The organism is Pseudomonas sp. GL_091 (genome assembly GCF_057837725.1).
The window spans coordinates 5429210-5446607 of the sequence record NZ_CM174451.1 but is presented as its reverse complement, the minus strand read 5'-3'; the positions used below and the strand labels follow the sequence as shown (position 1 = coordinate 5446607).

At 51.6% G+C, this 17398-nt stretch carries 13 protein-coding genes and 2 pseudogenes; 13 read left to right on the top strand and 2 right to left on the bottom strand.

Annotated features, from left to right (window positions below):
* Position 1: 1 nt before the first annotated feature.
* The 4 genes from AC3ITY_RS24710 to AC3ITY_RS24695 all read left to right on the top strand — a co-directional run bounded on the left by AC3ITY_RS24710 (position 2) and on the right by AC3ITY_RS24695 (position 4598).
* A complete protein-coding gene (locus AC3ITY_RS24710; RefSeq protein ID WP_489305549.1) occupies positions 2-964 on the top strand; it encodes a UDP-glucose 4-epimerase family protein in 963 nt (320 codons plus the stop codon).
* Between the two features lie 64 nt (positions 965-1028).
* Positions 1029-2054: an MraY family glycosyltransferase gene (locus AC3ITY_RS24705; protein WP_489305547.1), complete on the top strand. Its 1026-nt coding sequence runs from the start codon at positions 1029-1031 to the stop codon at positions 2052-2054.
* Between the two features lie 101 nt (positions 2055-2155).
* On the top strand, positions 2156-4150 hold the full coding sequence (locus tag AC3ITY_RS24700; RefSeq protein ID WP_489305545.1) for a polysaccharide biosynthesis protein: 1995 nt from the start codon (positions 2156-2158) through the stop codon (positions 4148-4150).
* Between the two features lie 112 nt (positions 4151-4262).
* Positions 4263-4598, top strand: coding sequence for a ComEA family DNA-binding protein (locus AC3ITY_RS24695; RefSeq protein ID WP_489305544.1), 336 nt, complete (start codon positions 4263-4265; stop codon positions 4596-4598).
* Positions 4599-4720: 122 nt separating this feature from the next.
* On the opposite strand, the gene AC3ITY_RS24690 is transcribed toward AC3ITY_RS24695, so the two are convergent.
* Positions 4721-6487 carry a calcium-binding protein gene (locus AC3ITY_RS24690; RefSeq protein WP_489305543.1) on the bottom strand — a complete coding sequence of 589 codons (1767 nt, stop codon included), beginning with the start codon at positions 6485-6487 and terminating at the stop codon, positions 4721-4723.
* 271 nt (positions 6488-6758) lie between these two features.
* Between AC3ITY_RS24690 and AC3ITY_RS24685 the strand changes: the two genes are divergently transcribed.
* From AC3ITY_RS24685 to AC3ITY_RS24675, 3 genes are read left to right on the top strand one after another with little or no spacing between them, the layout of a single operon-like run.
* Positions 6759-8504 carry a type I secretion system permease/ATPase gene (locus AC3ITY_RS24685; RefSeq protein WP_489305541.1) on the top strand — a complete coding sequence of 582 codons (1746 nt, stop codon included), beginning with the start codon at positions 6759-6761 and terminating at the stop codon, positions 8502-8504.
* 13 nt (positions 8505-8517) lie between these two features.
* Positions 8518-9840, top strand: coding sequence for an HlyD family type I secretion periplasmic adaptor subunit (locus tag AC3ITY_RS24680; RefSeq protein WP_489305539.1), 1323 nt, complete (start codon positions 8518-8520; stop codon positions 9838-9840).
* Positions 9837-11222: a TolC family outer membrane protein gene (locus AC3ITY_RS24675; protein ID WP_489305538.1), complete on the top strand. Its 1386-nt coding sequence runs from the start codon at positions 9837-9839 to the stop codon at positions 11220-11222. The genes AC3ITY_RS24680 and AC3ITY_RS24675 overlap by 4 nt, the downstream gene beginning before the upstream one ends.
* A 91-nt stretch (positions 11223-11313) precedes the next feature.
* Here the strand turns inward: AC3ITY_RS24675 and AC3ITY_RS24670 are convergent, their stop codons facing one another.
* On the bottom strand, positions 11314-12600 hold the full coding sequence (locus tag AC3ITY_RS24670) for a GNVR domain-containing protein (RefSeq protein WP_489305536.1): 1287 nt from the start codon (positions 12598-12600) through the stop codon (positions 11314-11316).
* A gap of 282 nt (positions 12601-12882) precedes the next feature.
* Here AC3ITY_RS24670 and AC3ITY_RS24665 point away from each other — a divergent pair.
* The 6 genes and pseudogenes from AC3ITY_RS24665 to AC3ITY_RS24640 all read left to right on the top strand — a co-directional run.
* A pseudogene (locus AC3ITY_RS24665) lies at positions 12883-13059 on the top strand (SDR family NAD(P)-dependent oxidoreductase); the annotation flags it as partial.
* A 279-nt stretch (positions 13060-13338) separates the two neighbouring features.
* Positions 13339-13617 carry a hypothetical protein gene (locus AC3ITY_RS24660; protein ID WP_489305535.1) on the top strand — a complete coding sequence of 93 codons (279 nt, stop codon included), beginning with the start codon at positions 13339-13341 and terminating at the stop codon, positions 13615-13617.
* Between the two features lie 145 nt (positions 13618-13762).
* On the top strand, positions 13763-14059 hold the full coding sequence (gene ihfB / locus AC3ITY_RS24655; protein WP_108215432.1) for an integration host factor subunit beta: 297 nt from the start codon (positions 13763-13765) through the stop codon (positions 14057-14059).
* Positions 14060-14086: 27 nt separating this feature from the next.
* Positions 14087-14326, top strand: coding sequence for a DUF1049 domain-containing protein (locus AC3ITY_RS24650; RefSeq protein ID WP_489305533.1), 240 nt, complete (start codon positions 14087-14089; stop codon positions 14324-14326).
* 612 nt (positions 14327-14938) lie between these two features.
* Positions 14939-15058 (top strand): annotated as a pseudogene (locus tag AC3ITY_RS24645) (UDP-N-acetylglucosamine 2-epimerase (non-hydrolyzing)); the annotation flags it as partial.
* A gap of 193 nt (positions 15059-15251) precedes the next feature.
* A complete protein-coding gene (locus tag AC3ITY_RS24640) occupies positions 15252-17246 on the top strand; it encodes a polysaccharide biosynthesis protein (RefSeq protein WP_489305532.1) in 1995 nt (664 codons plus the stop codon).
* Positions 17247-17398: the final 152 nt, after the last annotated feature.

Below are 17398 nucleotides of genomic sequence, written 5' to 3'. Positions count from 1 at the left end.
AATGCGTGTTTTGTTGACAGGTGCCACTGGTTTCGTAGGCCGTGCAGTCCTGGGCCGGTTAGCGGCTTCTGAAGATCTGGAACCGGTGGCCGCCATTCGCGGGCATGCCCTGCCTGACTGTCCGGCGCGCGTTACAACTGTTCAAACTGTCGGGCTCGAAAGTGATGCCGATTGGTCGCAAGCGCTGGATCGGGTGGAGGTCGTCATTCACAGCGCGGCGCGTGTCCATGTGATGAATGACACCGAGTCCGATCCGCTTGTAGCGTTTCGCAAAGTGAATGTCGAAGGCACGCTGAATCTTGCCCGGCAGGCAGCTGGCCAGGGGGTTCGACGTTTTGTGTTCATCAGCTCGATCAAGGTGAATGGTGAAGGTACGCCGCTCAATGAACCCTATCTTGCAGATGCTCCACCCGCGCCAGCGGACCCCTATGGCGTTTCAAAAATGGAGGCCGAGCAAGGGTTGCGCGAAATCGCGAACGATTCAGGGATGGAGGTCGTGATTATTCGTCCTGTGCTCGTTTACGGCCCGGGTGTCAGGGCCAATTTCCTGAACATGATGCGCTGGCTGGACAAGGGCGTTCCGCTGCCATTCGGGGCTATCCATAATCGACGCAGTCTGGTCGCGCTCGACAATCTTGTTGATTTGATAGTGACCTGTATTCGTCACCCTGCTGCAGCGAATCAGATTTTCCTTGTTAGTGATGGGGAAGATCTGTCCACTACGCAGCTGTTGAGGCGCATGGGGCAAGCGCTGGGCAAGCCTGCACGGTTGTTGCCTGTTCCGAGTGTGCTGCTTGAGCGAGGAGCGCAGCTTTTAGGCAAGCAGGCTTTATCGCAACGGCTTTGCGGGTCGTTGCAAGTCGATATAAGCAAAACTCGAAAACTGCTGGGTTGGACTCCTCCCGTCAGCGTCGATGAAGCTCTGGTGTCGGCTGCGAACTACTACAAAGACAGGCAGCGATAAGCTGGCTAACGGCAGTGCTGGTTCAATTGCAAAATTGATTTTGGCTGTTTCAGGAAGTTGATCTTTGAACACAATTTGGTTGTTGGCTGCTGTGGTTGGTGTTTCATTTTTGGCCACGGGTGCATTGCGCAAGTATGCTTTGGCACGCAGTTTGATAGATATTCCGAATTCACGAAGTTCACATTCGGTCCCGACACCGCGCGGTGGAGGTGTGGCCATCGTCCTGAGTTTTCTGATTGCGTTACCGGCACTTGTCTGGGTAGATGACATGGCCTGGCCCATGGCGTTGGCTCTACTTGGAGCCGGTGGGTGGATTGCAGTCATAGGTTTTCTTGACGACCACGGACACATTGCTGCCCGGTGGCGCCTGCTGGCGCATTTCGCTGGTGCCATCTGGGCATTGTTCTGGATCGGCGGCATGGCCCCGATCAATGTGTTCGGTTACGAAATAAGTCTGGGATGGTTTGGTTATGTCATCGGGGCTTTTTTTCTAGTCTGGATGCTCAACCTCTATAACTTTATGGATGGTATTGATGGACTGGCGAGTGTCGAAGCGATTTGCACCTGTGTCGGCGCTTGTCTGGTGTATTGGATTGGCGGTCATGTGAGTCTATCCATTGCCCCGTTTGTGCTGACAATGGCCGTACTCGGTTTCCTTGTCTGGAATTTCCCGCCAGCGCGTATTTTCATGGGCGATGCCGGGAGTGGTTTTCTAGGCATAGTGCTGGCGGTGTTGGCCCTGCATGCCGCATGGACTGCACCGGTGTTTCTGTGGGCATGGCTTATCCTGTTAGGCGTATTCATTGTTGACGCCACTTTTACCTTGCTGCGACGCCTGTTGCGTGGTGACAAGGTCTATGAGGCTCATCGCAGCCATGGATACCAGTACGCTTCACGGAGATTCGGCAGCCATCGTGTGGTCACAGTCGCAATAGCCGCTGTCAATTTGTTGTGGTTATTGCCGGTCGCTATATTGGTCGTCATGCAGTACCTGGATGGTGCAACAGGATTGATTCTTGCCTATGTGCCTTTGGTGGCGCTGGCATTCAAATTCCACGCTGGCGAGTTGGAAATCGCGAACAATGCGTGATGGTTGCTCTGGCTATCACGCAATGCCTTGTCCACAAGAGATACCAAAAGCTGTAGTTGCGGTATCAATGCCAGGAGCTTCAAGAGGTGTTTAGAGGGGTTATGGATAAGATTCGGGCACATTTATTAAGTCTGCCAAGACGACATAAGCGCATTCTGCAGGTTCTGACTGATATTTTTCTGGTCTGGTTTGCCTTGTGGATGGCGTTTGTTGTACGTCTGGGGCTGGACGAGATGGTCAACCCCCTCACTCAGCATGTTTGGCTTTTTGTCAGCGCACCTGTCGTGGCAATTCCCCTGTTCATCCGCTTTGGCATGTATCGCGCGGTGATGCGGTACTTCGGAAATGATGCGCTCATTGCCATTATCAAGGCCGTCACATTATCGTCCCTGATCCTGGGCGTCTTGCTGTACTGGTACAGCAATCATCAGAACGTCGTTCCCCGCTCGATCATATTCAACTACTGGTGGTTGAGTCTTATCATGATCGGGGGATTGCGCTTCGCCATGCGCCAGTATTTTATGGGTGATTGGTTCAGCGCGGTTCAGCATGTTCCGTTTACGAGCAGGGATGATGGCCTGCCAAAAGTCGCGATTTACGGTGCAGGGGCCGCCGGCAATCAACTCGTTACCGCCTTGCGAATGGGGAGGGTCATGCGACCTGTTGCCTTTATCGATGACGATAGCGGTATTGCCGATAGGGTCATTTCGGGGCTGCAAGTATATAAACCTAAACATATCCAACAAATGATCGACAACACGGGCGCTCAGGAAATTCTCCTTGCCATCCCCTCATCCAACCGTGGTCGCCGCCGCGAGATTCTTGGTTTTCTCGAAGGTTTTCCGCTGCACGTTCGAAGTGTCCCGGGATTCATGGATCTGGCCAGTGGCAGGGTCAAGGTCGACGACATCCAGGAAGTAGACATTGCTGACCTGCTCGGCCGCGATGCTGTTCCGGCTCAGGGGGATTTGCTCGAACACTGCATCAAGGGGCAGTCGGTTCTGGTCACAGGTGCTGGAGGCTCCATTGGCTCCGAACTCTGCCGTCAGATCCTGGCGCTCGGGCCCACGACACTTTTGCTGTTTGAGCATAGCGAGTTCAATCTCTACAGCATCTTGTCCGAACTGGAACAGCGAATTGCACGAGAGTCATTGTCGATCCGTCTTTTGCCAATTCTTGGGTCCGTGCGCAACCAGGAAAAACTTCTGGATGTGATGAAATCCTGGCGTGTGGATACGGTGTATCACGCCGCGGCCTACAAACACGTGCCAATGGTCGAGCATAATATTGCCGAAGGCCTGCTAAACAATGTGATCGGTACGCTGAATACAGCACAGGCGGCACTTCAGGCAGGTGTCTCCAACTTTGTACTGATTTCGACTGACAAGGCTGTGAGGCCTACCAATGTAATGGGCAGTACCAAGCGTCTTGCCGAGTTGACGCTGCAGGCGCTCAGTCGAGAGATGGCACCGGTAATGTTCGGTGACACGACCAACGTTTCTCGGGTTAACAAGACGCGCTTCACAATGGTGCGGTTTGGGAACGTTCTGGGATCGTCCGGTTCGGTTATTCCGCTATTTCACAAACAGATCAAGTCGGGGGGGCCTCTGACGGTCACCCACCCCAAGATTACTCGATACTTCATGACCATTCCCGAAGCCGCGCAGCTGGTTATTCAAGCGGGTTCCATGGGGCAGGGCGGTGATGTTTTCGTTTTGGACATGGGGGAGCCAGTGAGGATTGTCGAGCTCGCCGAGAAGATGATCCATTTATCTGGTTTGAGTGTCCGTTCGGAAAAAAACCCGCATGGCGACATCTCTATCGAGTTCACGGGCCTGCGTCCGGGTGAAAAACTATATGAGGAATTGTTGATCGGTGACAACGTGGCTGCCACTCAGCACCCGATGATCATGACTGCCAACGAGGATTATCTGTCCTGGGATGTGCTGAAGGTCAAGCTGAGCGAATTGCTCCGCGCCGTTGATCAAGACGATTATGCGCGTGTTCGCCAGTTGTTGCGCGACACGGTTAGCGGCTACTCCCCGGATGGTGAAATCGTCGACTGGATCTACCAGCAGCGACGCCTCGAACCCTGATTGTTTAATATTTTGCAATGTACATATTTTTGACAGTGACATTACATAGCCTAAGTTTGAGGAGCAGCTTCGGAAAAGCTGCTTTCTAAAACGCCGTAATGGAGCTTCAATTATGCGTACAGGCTATTTCTACTCTCTGGTTTTTGCCCTTCTCACCAGTGTTCCCGCCGTTACTTTCGCTGCTCCAGCGACCAGTCCCGAGGTGCTCAAAGCACCTCAGGTACTGGATGTGGCCGCCAAGGGGCAAGTGGGCAAAATCGATCTTAATCGTGCCGATTCAGCAACGCTGCAGCGTGAACTGTCGGGTGTAGGCGAGGCCAAAGCCAACGCGATTGTTGCATATCGTGAAAGCAATGGACCATTTGCGTCGGTAGATGAACTGCTGGAAGTGAAGGGGATCGGTAAAGCGCTTCTGGACAGGAATCGCGAGAAGATCGAATTGAACTAAGCGAGTAATTGAACGAAAAAGGCCGATCATTGATCGGCCTTTTTATGTGTTACGGGTTTCAGTTGGGCTGATGCTATTGTCTGTGAATCGTTGACCTGTCGATGTCTTCGCTTACCATGGATCTAGCTCAAGTAAAAGTCAGTGGCATTCAACACGGTAGTCTGGCCGAGTAGCGTGATATTTCCACCGTGAGCGCCATCACCCGCTGTGTCGAACGTTACGACCAACCCACTCTCTTGCAGCGTCTGAGTTACAGCCTTGTCAGCCGTCCAGCCGTAGATGTAGAGGGTGTCTTCACCTTGTTTGAAGTCCTGGATGGTATCTGAGCCAGTGCCTGCGTTGAATACGAAAACATCTCGCCCTTTTCCGCCGATCAGGAGATCGTTGCCTGTGCCACCGACGATAAAGTCACCGCCAGCTCCTCCCGCCAACACGTCGTCGCCATCTTGCCCATACAGTGAACAATTTGCATTCGAATGGGACTGAATGGAGTCGTTGCCGCTGTTCATCCCGGTTACGCTGCCGGCCAGTTCTGCCCCGAGTGTGCCCGTGTAAAGGATCTTGTCCGCCGTGCTTGTGCCATGAATTTTTTCTGCATAGCCGGATCCGGGGTTGCCGGCAACCGTTGTTGTATTAAAACCTTTGAGCGGATCCGCATTGAACAAAAATGTAGCGTCGCTGGAGGTGAGCAAGGTAGTTCGACCGTCTATCAACATTCCGCCGTCAAAACGTGCATCTCCATCGATGTCATAACTTAGATAAACGCCATCTGCAGTCAACTTCTGGTCGACTCTGAAATTGAACTCCTGCTCTGAAATCTTTGTCCGCCCTGTGCCACCGGTGCCGGTCACGCCGAGAAATACTAGTTGGTCCGTACCTGTACCGAAACTATCGATGACGTCATTAACGCCGTCGCCCTTGGAAAACGCATACTGGTCTGCACCGCCTCCGCCAGAGATGTAATCGTCGCCCGTACCGCCCACCAGCAGGTCGGAATACAGACCGCCGATCAGCACGTCGTTGCCTTGATTGCCGTAAAGCTGGCCACCGGAAAATCGCAAGGCGAGGGTATCATCACCCGCGCCACCGATGAGTGTGGCAAAAATCGGGCTGCTTGTACTGCCATCATATGAAATGAAATCCGCGCCGGAAGTACCGGATATTGTGGCTCTTCCGTTGTTGATGATGGCGTCGCTGTCTGTGAAGTGTGTGACGCTGGGGTCACCGGGAGCGCTCTCTACCGTATAGGTAAAGACTCCACTAAGTGAATTGGAAATACTGTTGAGCAACGTATCGCTTAAACTGTCGTTACTGGTATAGAGCTTATGTTCCGAAGTGATCATCTGGGCCGCATAAAGATTGGCCAGGCGCAGGGCATCTGCGCCGGTTTCTGCCCATCCGCTCGTCTGCGAGTTATTGGGGATGAAGTACTCAATATCGGAGGCATTCATCATGTCCATTACACCGACGCGTTCACCCGTGCGAATATCGGTGTAGTAAACGTTGTAATCTGCGTCCTGGATCTCCCACTTGTTGGTCGTGGTATTAAAGATTTCAATGTAGGTATGACCTTGAAAGAAACCTTGAGAGTCCGAGTAGGTCCAGATACTGCGTTTTTGCAGGCCGAGCTCCGCGCATAAGCCACTGAACACGTTAACGATATTGCCACACAGCAGTTCTACGGTTTCGGCAGTCGGGTCGCCGATGACGGTTTTGTAAATTTGCTCGGCTGTGTAAAAGGGGTCATTGCCATGCACGGCCCACCAAGCGCCATCGGAGTGAACGGTATTGGTGGCCAATAGTTCGCGGGCTGTATCTTGAATCAGCATGCCAGTTGCAGCAGCTTGTTCTCGGACGATATTTGCGAGTAAAGCGAAATAATTGATCAAAATAGACTCCGCAACGATTGGGTGGCCGTTTCCTGTATCTGAATCCATCGTGGATAGAATCGGCGACCGTGATTTTTCGTATGTTACATTTTTTTGCTGCGTGTTTTAAGCAGCATCATTCACTTAACCGAAGCGATCAATCGCCGGATATCGGAAAGGTGTTGAGCGCTGTACGTGAAGGGTTGGCGATTTCATTCAGTCGACTGTGCCCGGGTGGTACACTCGCGCGCTTTGCAAAGCCCGATCAACATTACACATTGGCAGCTTCGAGATGACGCATGAGACGCCCGATAACAACCTCCAGGCGGCCTTGAGAGCCTGCAGATCCAGTTTCATGTCGGTCGGCTTTTTCAGTCTCTTCATCAATGCGCTGATGTTGGTTCCGACCTTCTACATGCTTCAGGTCTATGGGCGAGTGGTTACCGGCGGAAGTCTGGCGACCCTGGCCATGCTCACTATTATCCTCATCTTGCTGCTCGTGACGCAGGGGCTTTTGGAGTGGGTACGCTCGAGGATCATGATTCGTGTCGGTACCCGGCTCGATGTACTGCTCAGCCACGATGTCTACAGAGCCAGCTTCAAGCGGGCATTGGACAGTGGCGGTGCGGACTCTTCGGCACAGCCGCTCAGTGACCTGACCGGGTTGCGCCAGTACATGGCGGGTAACGGCCTGTTCGCTTTTTTCGATGCGCCGTGGTTGCCGATTTACATCGCGGTGCTGTTCCTGTTTCACCCATGGTATGGCTGGATGGCTATCGGTTGTGCGTTGGTCTTGCTGATGCTTGCCTATATCAATGAACGGCTCACGGGCAAAGTTCTCGCAGAGGCTAATAAGGAGAGCATTGGCGCGACGCTTCAGACCACCAGGAACTTGCGCAATGCCGAAGTGATCGAGTCCATGGGAATGCTTGACGCCCTTATCTCACGCTGGAGTCTGCGTCAAAAGAATGTGCTGTTGCTGCAATCCCGGGCTAGCGACCGCAGTGGAATCATCACAACGATTTCAAAAACTTTCCGTATGCTCGTACAGTCGCTGATTCTCGGCCTTGGCGCTTACCTCGCGGTCAGCCATGAGATCAGCCCAGGGCTCGTGATTGCAGGTTCAGTGCTGTTGGGGCGTGCTCTGGCGCCGCTGGATCTGATTATCGGCAGCTGGAAAGGGTTTATCGCTGCCCGCTCGCAATATGCGCGGCTCAACCGCGTTTTCGACCAGCAAAAGGCTGAGTCCGAACGCATGCAGTTACCTGCTCCCGTCGGTCATGTAACGGTAGAAAACCTCACATTAGGTGCACCTGGCTCGAAGACGCCGATCATCAAAGGCATCGGATTCAGTGCGCCGGCAGGGACAATGATCGGTATCGTCGGCTCCAGTGCCTCGGGCAAATCTACGCTTGCCAAGGCCTTGATGGGGGTATGGAAACCGCGGGACGGCGTGGTCCGCCTGGACACCGCTGACATTGCCAGCTGGGACAAAAGTGAACTGGGCCAGTATCTCGGCTATTTGCCGCAAGACATTGAGTTGTTCGAAGGCAGTATCAGCGACAACATTGCTCGCTTCGGTGTCGTTGACTCAAGCAAGGTGGTACTGGCCGCCAGAACCGCGGGCGTACACGAAATGATACTGATGCTGCCCGACGGCTACGATACGGTCATTGGCGGTGGGGGCATCAACCTGTCGGGCGGCCAACGGCAACGAATCGGGCTGGCCCGGGCCATTTATGGCAGCCCGCGGCTGATCGTTCTGGATGAGCCGAATGCTCACCTGGATGAGGTCGGCGAGCGAGCGCTGGCGTTGGCGCTGCAACAGATAAAGCTGACGGGCGCGACGGTTTTCGTCATTGCTCATCGCACATCGATTCTGGCCCAATTAGACCGCCTGCTGGTAATGAACGCAGGCAAGATCAGTCTATACGGTCCACGGGATCAGGTAATCGCACAACTCGGCGCGCAACCGTTGAGCGCCCAGCAGAAGTCCGCCGTTCAGGCCGGCACAGACGTCGCTCCGATCGGCGTTTGACAGGAAGCTATCGATGAATCCCACGTTCACTCCTCTCTGCGATACTTTCGCGGATCTACCCATGTCCGACGGTTCGATACGCCGGACAGGATTGCTCATCGTGTTTGTGACATTTGGCCTGTTTGGCGGTTGGGCGGCGTTCGCGCCGCTTGATGGCGCTGCTTACGCGCCAGGTGTCGTGACCGTACAGACTTATCGCAAGACGGTGCAGCATCTGGAGGGCGGTATTGTCAAGGATCTGCTTGCCCATGACGGCGATATCGTGAACAAGGGTGACCCGGTCATCGTCCTGGATGACGCACAGTTGCGCTCCGAATATGAGATGACCCGCAGCCAGTTGATTGCCGCCAAGACCATGGAAGCGCGCTTACTCGCGGAGCGCGATAACCTGTCGGCCATCGCGTTCCCCAACGCCGCCGAATTCGACAGTCAGCGTAGTGTTGAGGCGCGCTACGGTGAGACGCAAGTCTTCAACGCGCGGCGCACTTCTCGACAGGGGCAAATCTCGGTACTGCAAGAGCGTATCCGGCAGTTGAACCAGCAAATCAATGGAACCGACGCCATGATCGGAACCAAGACCAACCTGCAGGAATCCTACAGCGGCGAAATTGCCGAACTGAAAGAGTTGCTGGCCCAGGGTTTCGTCGACAAGCAGCGCATGCTGGAACAGGCGCGCAAACTTGATTTGCTCAAGTCTGAAGTGGCCGATCACCGCTCGACCAATATCAAGACCAGGTTGCAGATCAACGAAACGCAGCTCCAGATCCTTCAAATCGACAAGGACTTTAGCGCTGATGTAGCCAAACAGTTGGCAGAGACTCAAACCAAAGCCTATGACCTGCAGGAAAAAACTTCGGCATTGGAAGACCGTCTGGGCAGGGTGGTTATCCGCGCTCCGGACGACGGGATGATCATTGGGATGACGGTTCACACCATTGGTGGCGTTGTACGCGCCGCGACCCCCTTGCTGGATATCGTGCCTTCTGTTTCCGATCTGGTCGTGGAGGCCCAGGTTTCGCCCAATGACATTGATCGAATTGCTATCGGGAAGGTGGCGGACATCCGCTTCAGCGCTTTCAATAGTGCCACGACACCGGTCATCGAGGGACGTGTAACGAGTATTTCCGGTGATCGCCTGGTCAACGAGAAAACCAGTGCCCCTTACTATTTAGCCAGGGTAAGCGTGACCCAGGCTGGCGCGCAAAAACTGGGTGATCGCAAGCTGTTGGCGGGAATGCCGGCAGATGTGTTCATCAACACCGGAGAGCGCACCATGCTGCAATACCTGATGCAGCCGGCACGTAACGTCATCGCCCAGTCGATGATCGAGGAATGATCGTGCGTCTGTTTCCCTGTCTGATTTTGGGATCACTGGCATTGCCTGCCCACGCCATCGAACCTGAGTTAGCCGAACCCTCTGGTGTCACGCTGCGCCCCAGCACTATCAGCAAGCAGGACTACTCAGTCGACTTGATGCAGTTGTACCGCGAATCGCGTCTTGAAGATCCTCGGGTAATCGCTTCTTACTCCAAGGCCCAATCGGGTGTCGAACAGGAAAACCAGGCGTTTGGCAGCCTGTTGCCTTCTTTGACTGCGAACGCAGGCTTCAACCGTATCAAGCAGAACAATCTTCAGGTCGATCAGGCATACGACAGTCGCAATTATACGGTGGGGTTGACTCAACCGTTATACAACAAGGCTGCCTGGGAAAATTACCAGCACTTCAAGAGCCTGTCCAAACAAGCAGACTCCGAGTCCAGAGAGGCTCAGGCGGAAGCCACCGTTGATCTTGCGCAGCGTTATTTTGCTGCATTGGCTGCCGATGATGAACTTGAATTGGTGCAGGCCGAACGCAAGGCTACTCAGAAGAACCTCGACAGGGTCAGTGCGCTATACAGTAAACAGTTGGCGATGATCACTGATGTACTGGACCTCAAGTCTCGAGTCGATGTTCTCGCCGCTCAAGAAGTCGATGCGCGTAACCAGGCCAGTCTGAGCCGCGTGGCGCTGTCGGAAATCATCGGCCGTCCAGTCAAGGAGAAGCTGAGTCGGGTGCGCAATGATGTCGAGTTGAAGGTTTCGACCGATAGCCTGGAAAGTTGGGTGGACCTGGCAATCACAGCAAATCCGTCGATCAAGGCCAGTGAGAGTGCGCAGGAAGCTGCCGAGGCGGCTTTGCGTGCCGGCAAGGGCGGTCATTACCCTACGGTCAATCTGAATCTGAGCGCACAGCAGACCAACGAGGGTTACAACAATTCGTTGGCGCCGCAGACTGATAGCTATGTGGCCGGCGTCGGGGTGCAGATCCCGATCTACAGCGGCGGCTCAACGTCCGCGCGGGTAAGGCAGTTGTATCAAGACCAACTGACAGCTGAGCAGCAACTGGTTGCAACTCGTCGTCAAGTGGTCAAGGAAACGACGAGTGCATATTTGAACGCCGACTCAAGCGTGGAAAAAATTCGCGCCAATCGCAATGCTCTGGCCTCGGCTGAGCAATCACGCATTGCAGCAGAAAAAGCGTTCACCTATGGCGTGGTAAATGCCTTTGATGTGTTGAGCGCGGTACAAAACGAATTCGAGGCACGCCGCAATTTGCTGAAGACGCAGTATGACTTCATCACCAATCTTTTCATTCTGAATCGCTGGGCGGGAAAGTTGTCCGAAGAAAGCGTTGAAAGTGTAAACGTTTGGCTGAGTAGTAATGTTTATACGAAGTAGTCGCCGCTGAAACGATGATCATTTGAACGAGGGCGGCCCCCAAAGCCGGGAGCCTTTCCAGTCCCGGCTGCTTGAAGACTACAAATAGCCCCTAGCCTTGGCGATGAGTCGAGCGGAGTGAAAGCAAGCTGCGGCGAATGATGGCGACACCTAAGCCGAGCATCACTCCAAAGATCAAGGAAAACCCTACGATCAAGGCTTTCTTTGGTTTTATCGGGGCTTGAGGTTCTGCTGGATCCTTATCAATCTTCACCAGGTCAAATTGATCGAAGTCGACTTTCAGTTGCTTGAGGTGTGTCAATTCGCCACGAATGTCTGCGAAGTCCTTGAGGAATAGCTCAGGTTTATCTCGTTCCTTCAGGATCGTTGCTTCGCGGTTGGTAGCCAGCAGGCTGAGTTCTTTCTGAATGTCATCAACGCGTGGTTCAGTAAAATCATCAGAGCGACGGGCTACCAGGGTGGCGCGCTCTGCTTCAAGTGCAGACTGCCCCAAAAAGTACAGTGGTATTTTCTGGTTGTTCACTTCGGTGCGGATCATATTGCCTTGGCGTGCCTGCTCGCCCTCGCCTAGCGCCGACGGCGTAGTGGGCTTGAGAATGCCGAGATTTTTGGCAATGACGATGGCTTCATCAAGCTCCTTGATGCGATTTTGACGGCGGCTTTGCAACTGTTGACGGAGTGCTTTCAATTCGTCTTGAAGCATTTCTTTCTTGAGTTGATCTTTTTCGAGCAAACCGGCGATCTTCGAGTCTTTCTCCGCTTCATACGCGGCTGTTTTGGCGAGCAACTTTTTTTCTATCTGAGCTGTCCGGTTGGCAATCAGCGTTTTCAAGTTTGAAGCCACTTTTTCTTTTTCGCCTCTCACGACGTAACTCGTAAAATCTTTTACGATGCCTACACCATCTACTCCTTGCGGATAGTTAAGGCTGAATTCAATTTCTTCGAATAGGCTATTGCTTTTTTTGGGATCAACTTTATAAAGTGAAAATGCTTTTTTGTTAAAGTTATCGAAAGTTTCTTCAATGGATTTTCCCGGCTCCTGTAAAGGCGCGAGATACTGGGGGTTGGCTTTGAAAAACTTCAGTCGAATATCATAAGATTGCATAGCGGCGCCGACATTTGTCAGTGCGTCTTTTGGAAGGATGTTGTATAGCCCAGACTCATTCAATTCATCCAGGTCGGCCAGGGCGACCGGTCGGATGTACGTTTCAACTTGGTATTCCGCAGGGGCCCAGATAACGTAGACGATGGCGGCGGTGACAGTGAGTCCAGTAAACAATAAGACAATAGCCCTTTGATTCCAAATGCTACGGAGGAACTCTTTTACCTCAGTTGATTCTTGTTGGAAGCTAGCTACTGCATTTGCTTTGATGTTCATTGTGCGCTCAAATTTTAATCGACAGACGCACAAAATTTCCAGGAAATTACCGTCATGTAGATTTGAAAGATTATAGATGATGGCTTTTTGATATCTTCCATCATTTGTTGCCAAACGGCAAGAGTAAGAATCACTACCGCTCTCGGCATCGAGCAGGCAGGTGTGTGGAGTAGCCGATCCAGCCTTTTTTGGAAAGAGAGGGCGCCCTGATGCGCTCGATTTCGTGACGATGTGATTTGGGTGCAATTGCGTTACAGGCTCCCAACATTGCTTCAGTTGCGTTTATTTTTCGAGCGCTTCAACGCCACCTGCAGCGCGAGCAAGGCCTGTGTATTGAACCTGCCCCAATCGTTGAATGCTGAACTCGATGGCTCTGGGGTCAAGGTCCAAGCCGTGTTGCCTGGGGTGAGGCGCACCGACATCCGGGAACGCTCCGGTATCGATGTTTCACAGATCCCGGGCAAGTCGAAACACGTTGAAGACGAGAACGAAGCAATCCAGAGCTTGCGCTACAAGCCAGTAGCTACAGACGCTCCCGTGGCTACCACTTCGGTCGCCCTTTTTTGTGCCTGGATTTTACCTGGGTTGAACAGGATATTGGCTCGCAGGGGGGGATTGCAGAAACCCAAGGCTCTTCAGGTTGTCTCTTTCTTTAATCGGATCAATCGTTTATTTGCAGCTAGTCTTATGCCTGAAGGCGAACGACGGTCAGGCGAGGCGTCTGGCATAAGGATGTGAATGAAAAGGCTCATTGTCGTGATTGCTGTACTGACATTGGCGGGTTGTACGACTAATGCAAGGACCCATGCGGTACGCGGGGTCAGTGGCGTCGAGATCGATTGCTCGGGGCTGGGGTCGGGGTGGGATAGGTGTCAAAAGCGAGCTGACAGGGAATGTAGGGGGGCAGGTTACAAGGTGGTGGCAAGGTCCGACGATGCCAAGGATGAAGACGAATACTTCTTTGGCTTCAATCCTGCGGGTTTGTTGACACGGACCATGTTGGTTATCTGTAGGTGAGCTGGGTGCCGGGGCGCGGACGCTTCTGTATCGGGCGCTCATGCAGGGAGAAAATGCGGTAAATGCAATGGGCTGTTCAAAATCTTCCGGGCGTGCTAAAACCTTTGAAGCGCTGATCTAGCTGCTTGAAAAAGAAGGGAAAAATATGACGAAGTCGGAGTTGATCGAACGAATTGTCACCCATCAAGGACTGCTCTCATCAAAGGATGTGGAGCTGGCCATCAAGACCATGCTTGAGCAAATGTCCCAATGCCTGGCCACCGGCGATCGCATCGAGATCCGTGGCTTCGGCAGTTTCTCACTGCACTATCGCGCGCCGCGCGTGGGGCGCAATCCGAAAACCGGTCAGTCAGTCAGCCTCGATGGCAAGTTCGTTCCGCATTTCAAGCCCGGCAAGGAGTTACGTGATCGGGTGAATGAGGATGAGGAGGAAGTGTCGTGATAGTAAACGGAGTTTGGGTTGTTACTGATGCCTAATATTAAACGCGTAATTCTTGCGGTTTTGTTCTTGCTATTGATTTTAGTGGTCTTGGTGTTCGTCCTGGAAAATCAACAAGCCATTTCGATGGTGTTTCTTGGGTGGGCAGGGCCTGCATTGCCTGTGTCGGTAATTGTAGTGCTGTCACTCTTGGCAGGGATGGTGTTGGGGCCTCTATTGTTTTGGCTATTGCTTAGGATCAGGAAGGTGTCACGGACGTCAGCCAAGTAAATTATAAAGAGATGAGTGTTCGGTTGGTAGCTCAGTGATGTTTTTCTGGGTGTGGATAATTCATGGCTTTCTATTTGTCTGAGGTCGTAATAAGTTTAGTGACGGATTTTTGGTTTGTGCGTCCGTAATGTTTTTAGTTGCGGTGTATTACGTGAGTATTGTCAGTTGTTTTTCAGTGCTTTTATGGTTTGAGAGATCTTGGTGCTCCTGGTGTGCATGAGAAACGTTTAATTCGTGTATGCGGACTCTACTGGTATCTTTATATTTTTGGGCTTTATAAATAATTTGATGTTGAAAGCTTGTAAGCAACGGTCGCTACAGGGAGACCAAACTACCCTGATGGTAAAGTTGTGAAAAGGGTGGTTTGTTCGTGGGGCACTGAGTGAGCGTTATACGTCAAAGATTGATGTGGTCCGTGTTCTATTGTATCCCCTGGGGCTAAAATCTAATATTTAATTACTCGTCTTTTGTCTTGGTAGAGTTGTAGTGCTTTTCGAGGCTGTTTAAAGGAGGGAAAATAGATTAATTGTTTTGTTTTTCCCTTCGGCCTTCTGGATGTGTCTGGTATCAAAGAACTCCTGTTGAAACCGGATTTCATTAAGGGGCAGTTGAATGCTTAAGGTTGTGACTCTGGCTGGTACTCGACCCGAACTTATTAAAATGAGTCGTGCAATCTTTTAGTAGGATAAGCAATGGAATCATATCTTGGTGCATTCAGGTCAAGTCAGCGATATGGCAGCTTGGGCCATATAATTGCTTATCTTCCATTGGTCGTCCTGGCTATGGTATTTCATACGGGAGAGAAAGAAAAATTCAGACCAGGCCCAGATGTTCGACTCTTACTGGTGTAAAATGGCAGCCGTACGGGAATGAGCGCATTCAAAGCGTCATAAAAACAGGTGTGGTTGGAGCGTTCGAAGGGGTTATGGAAAGATTCCGGGCTTTGTTATTAGGTCTTCCGCGCCGCAGTAAACGACTGATCCAGGTTGCTGCTGATGTCGCGTTGGTGTGGCTAGCCCTGTGGATGGCATTTGTTGTCCGATTAGGCATCGATGAGATGGTCAACCCGCTCACTCAGCATCTCTGGCTTTTTTTGAGTGCGCCGTTTGTAGCCATTCCACTTTTCTTTCAATTTGGAATGTATCGCGCAGTCATGCGCTATTTTGGTAATGATGCCCTTATTGCGATCGTCAAAGCGGTAAGTTTGTCATCGTTAATTCTTGGCGTTGTCGTGTATTGGTATAGTAATCATCAGAATATTGTACCACGGTCAATAATTTTTAATTATTGGTGGCTAAGCGTGATCATGATCTGTGGTCTTCGACTGTTCATGCGTCAATATTTCCTTGGTGATTGGTTTTCCGCAGCTCAACATGTTCCTTTCACCAACCGGGATAACGGATTACCTAAGGTGGCCATTTATGGAGCTGGTGCTGCCGGAAATCAGCTTGTGGCAGCTTTGCGTATGGGACGAGCCATGCGTCCGGTCGCTTTTATCGATGACGATAGAAGTATTGCCAGTCGAGTTATTTCTGGCCTGAAGGTTTATAAACCAAAGCATATCCTGGAGATGATTGAAGCTACTGGTGCGCAGGAAATATTATTAGCGATACCATCCACATCTCGTGGGCGTCGTCGAGAAATACTTGGTTTTCTGGAGGGATATCCCCTTCATGTTCGCACTGTCCCGGGTTTCATGGATTTGGCTAGCGGACGCGTAAAAGTCGATGATATCCAAGAAGTAGATATCGCCGACTTATTGGGGCGTGATGCAGTTGCTGCCCAACATGAATTACTCGAACATTGCATCAAGCAACAGGTCGTACTTGTTACCGGGGCTGGTGGGTCTATAGGTTCTGAGTTATGCCGACAGATATTGTCATTGCAACCCGCGGTCCTCTTATTGCTCGAACATAGTGAGTTTAATCTCTATAGTATTTTATCGGAGCTTGAGCAACGAATTGTTCGGGAGTCGTTGTCTACGAAAATTCTTCCGATCCTTGGGTCGGTTCGTGATAAGGCTAAAATTTTAGATGTGATGTCAACATGGCACGTAGCGACCGTCTATCACGCGGCGGCTTATAAACACGTTCCGATGGTCGAACATAATATTGCCGAGGGTGTACTCAATAATGTAATGGGTACACTTAATACGGCCCAAGCCGCAATCCAGGCAGGCGTGGCTAACTTTGTATTGATTTCGACGGATAAAGCTGTTCGACCTACAAATGTCATGGGTAGCACTAAGCGTCTTGCCGAGCTGACGCTTCAAGCTCTCAGCAAGGAGCCAGCACCGGTACTATTTGGTGACACTGCAAGCATATCTAGAGTCAATCGAACCCGATTTACGATGGTCCGTTTTGGAAACGTTTTAGGTTCTTCCGGCTCGGTAATACCATTATTTCACAAGCAAATACAATCAGGCGGCCCGCTCACAGTTACTCATCCTAAAATCACTCGTTACTTCATGACCATTCCAGAGGCGGCGCAGCTGGTTATTCAGGCGGGCTCTATGGGGATGGGGGGTGATGTTTTCGTGCTGGATATGGGCGAACCGGTAAAAATTGTTGAGTTGGCAGAGAGAATGATTCATCTGTCAGGTTTAAGTGTTCGTTCAGAAAAAAATCCACACGGTGATATCTCCATTGAGTTTACTGGGTTACGCCCAGGAGAAAAACTCTACGAAGAACTGCTGATTGGTGACAACGTAGTTGCAACGCAACACCCGATGATCATGAGTGCTCACGAGGATTATTTGGCCTGGGAAGTCCTCAAGGTCAAACTGACGCATCTGCTTGCGGCGATTGAGGAGGATGATTACTCCCTCGTTCGACAATTACTGAGAGAAACAGTCCATGGATACACCCCTCAAGGAGAGATAGTGGATTGGATTTACGAACAGCGGCGTCTTGATCATTAAGCCGGTTATATTACGGATTTTAACTGAAAAAAATCTTGGATTCATGGCGGGCTGAGAAGGCGTGCTGAATAGATGTATTATATGTTTTTTAAGCTGTTTTATGTTTTTGATGGCGTTGGTTCGAATACTAGGGCTTGAATTGTGTGTGCATT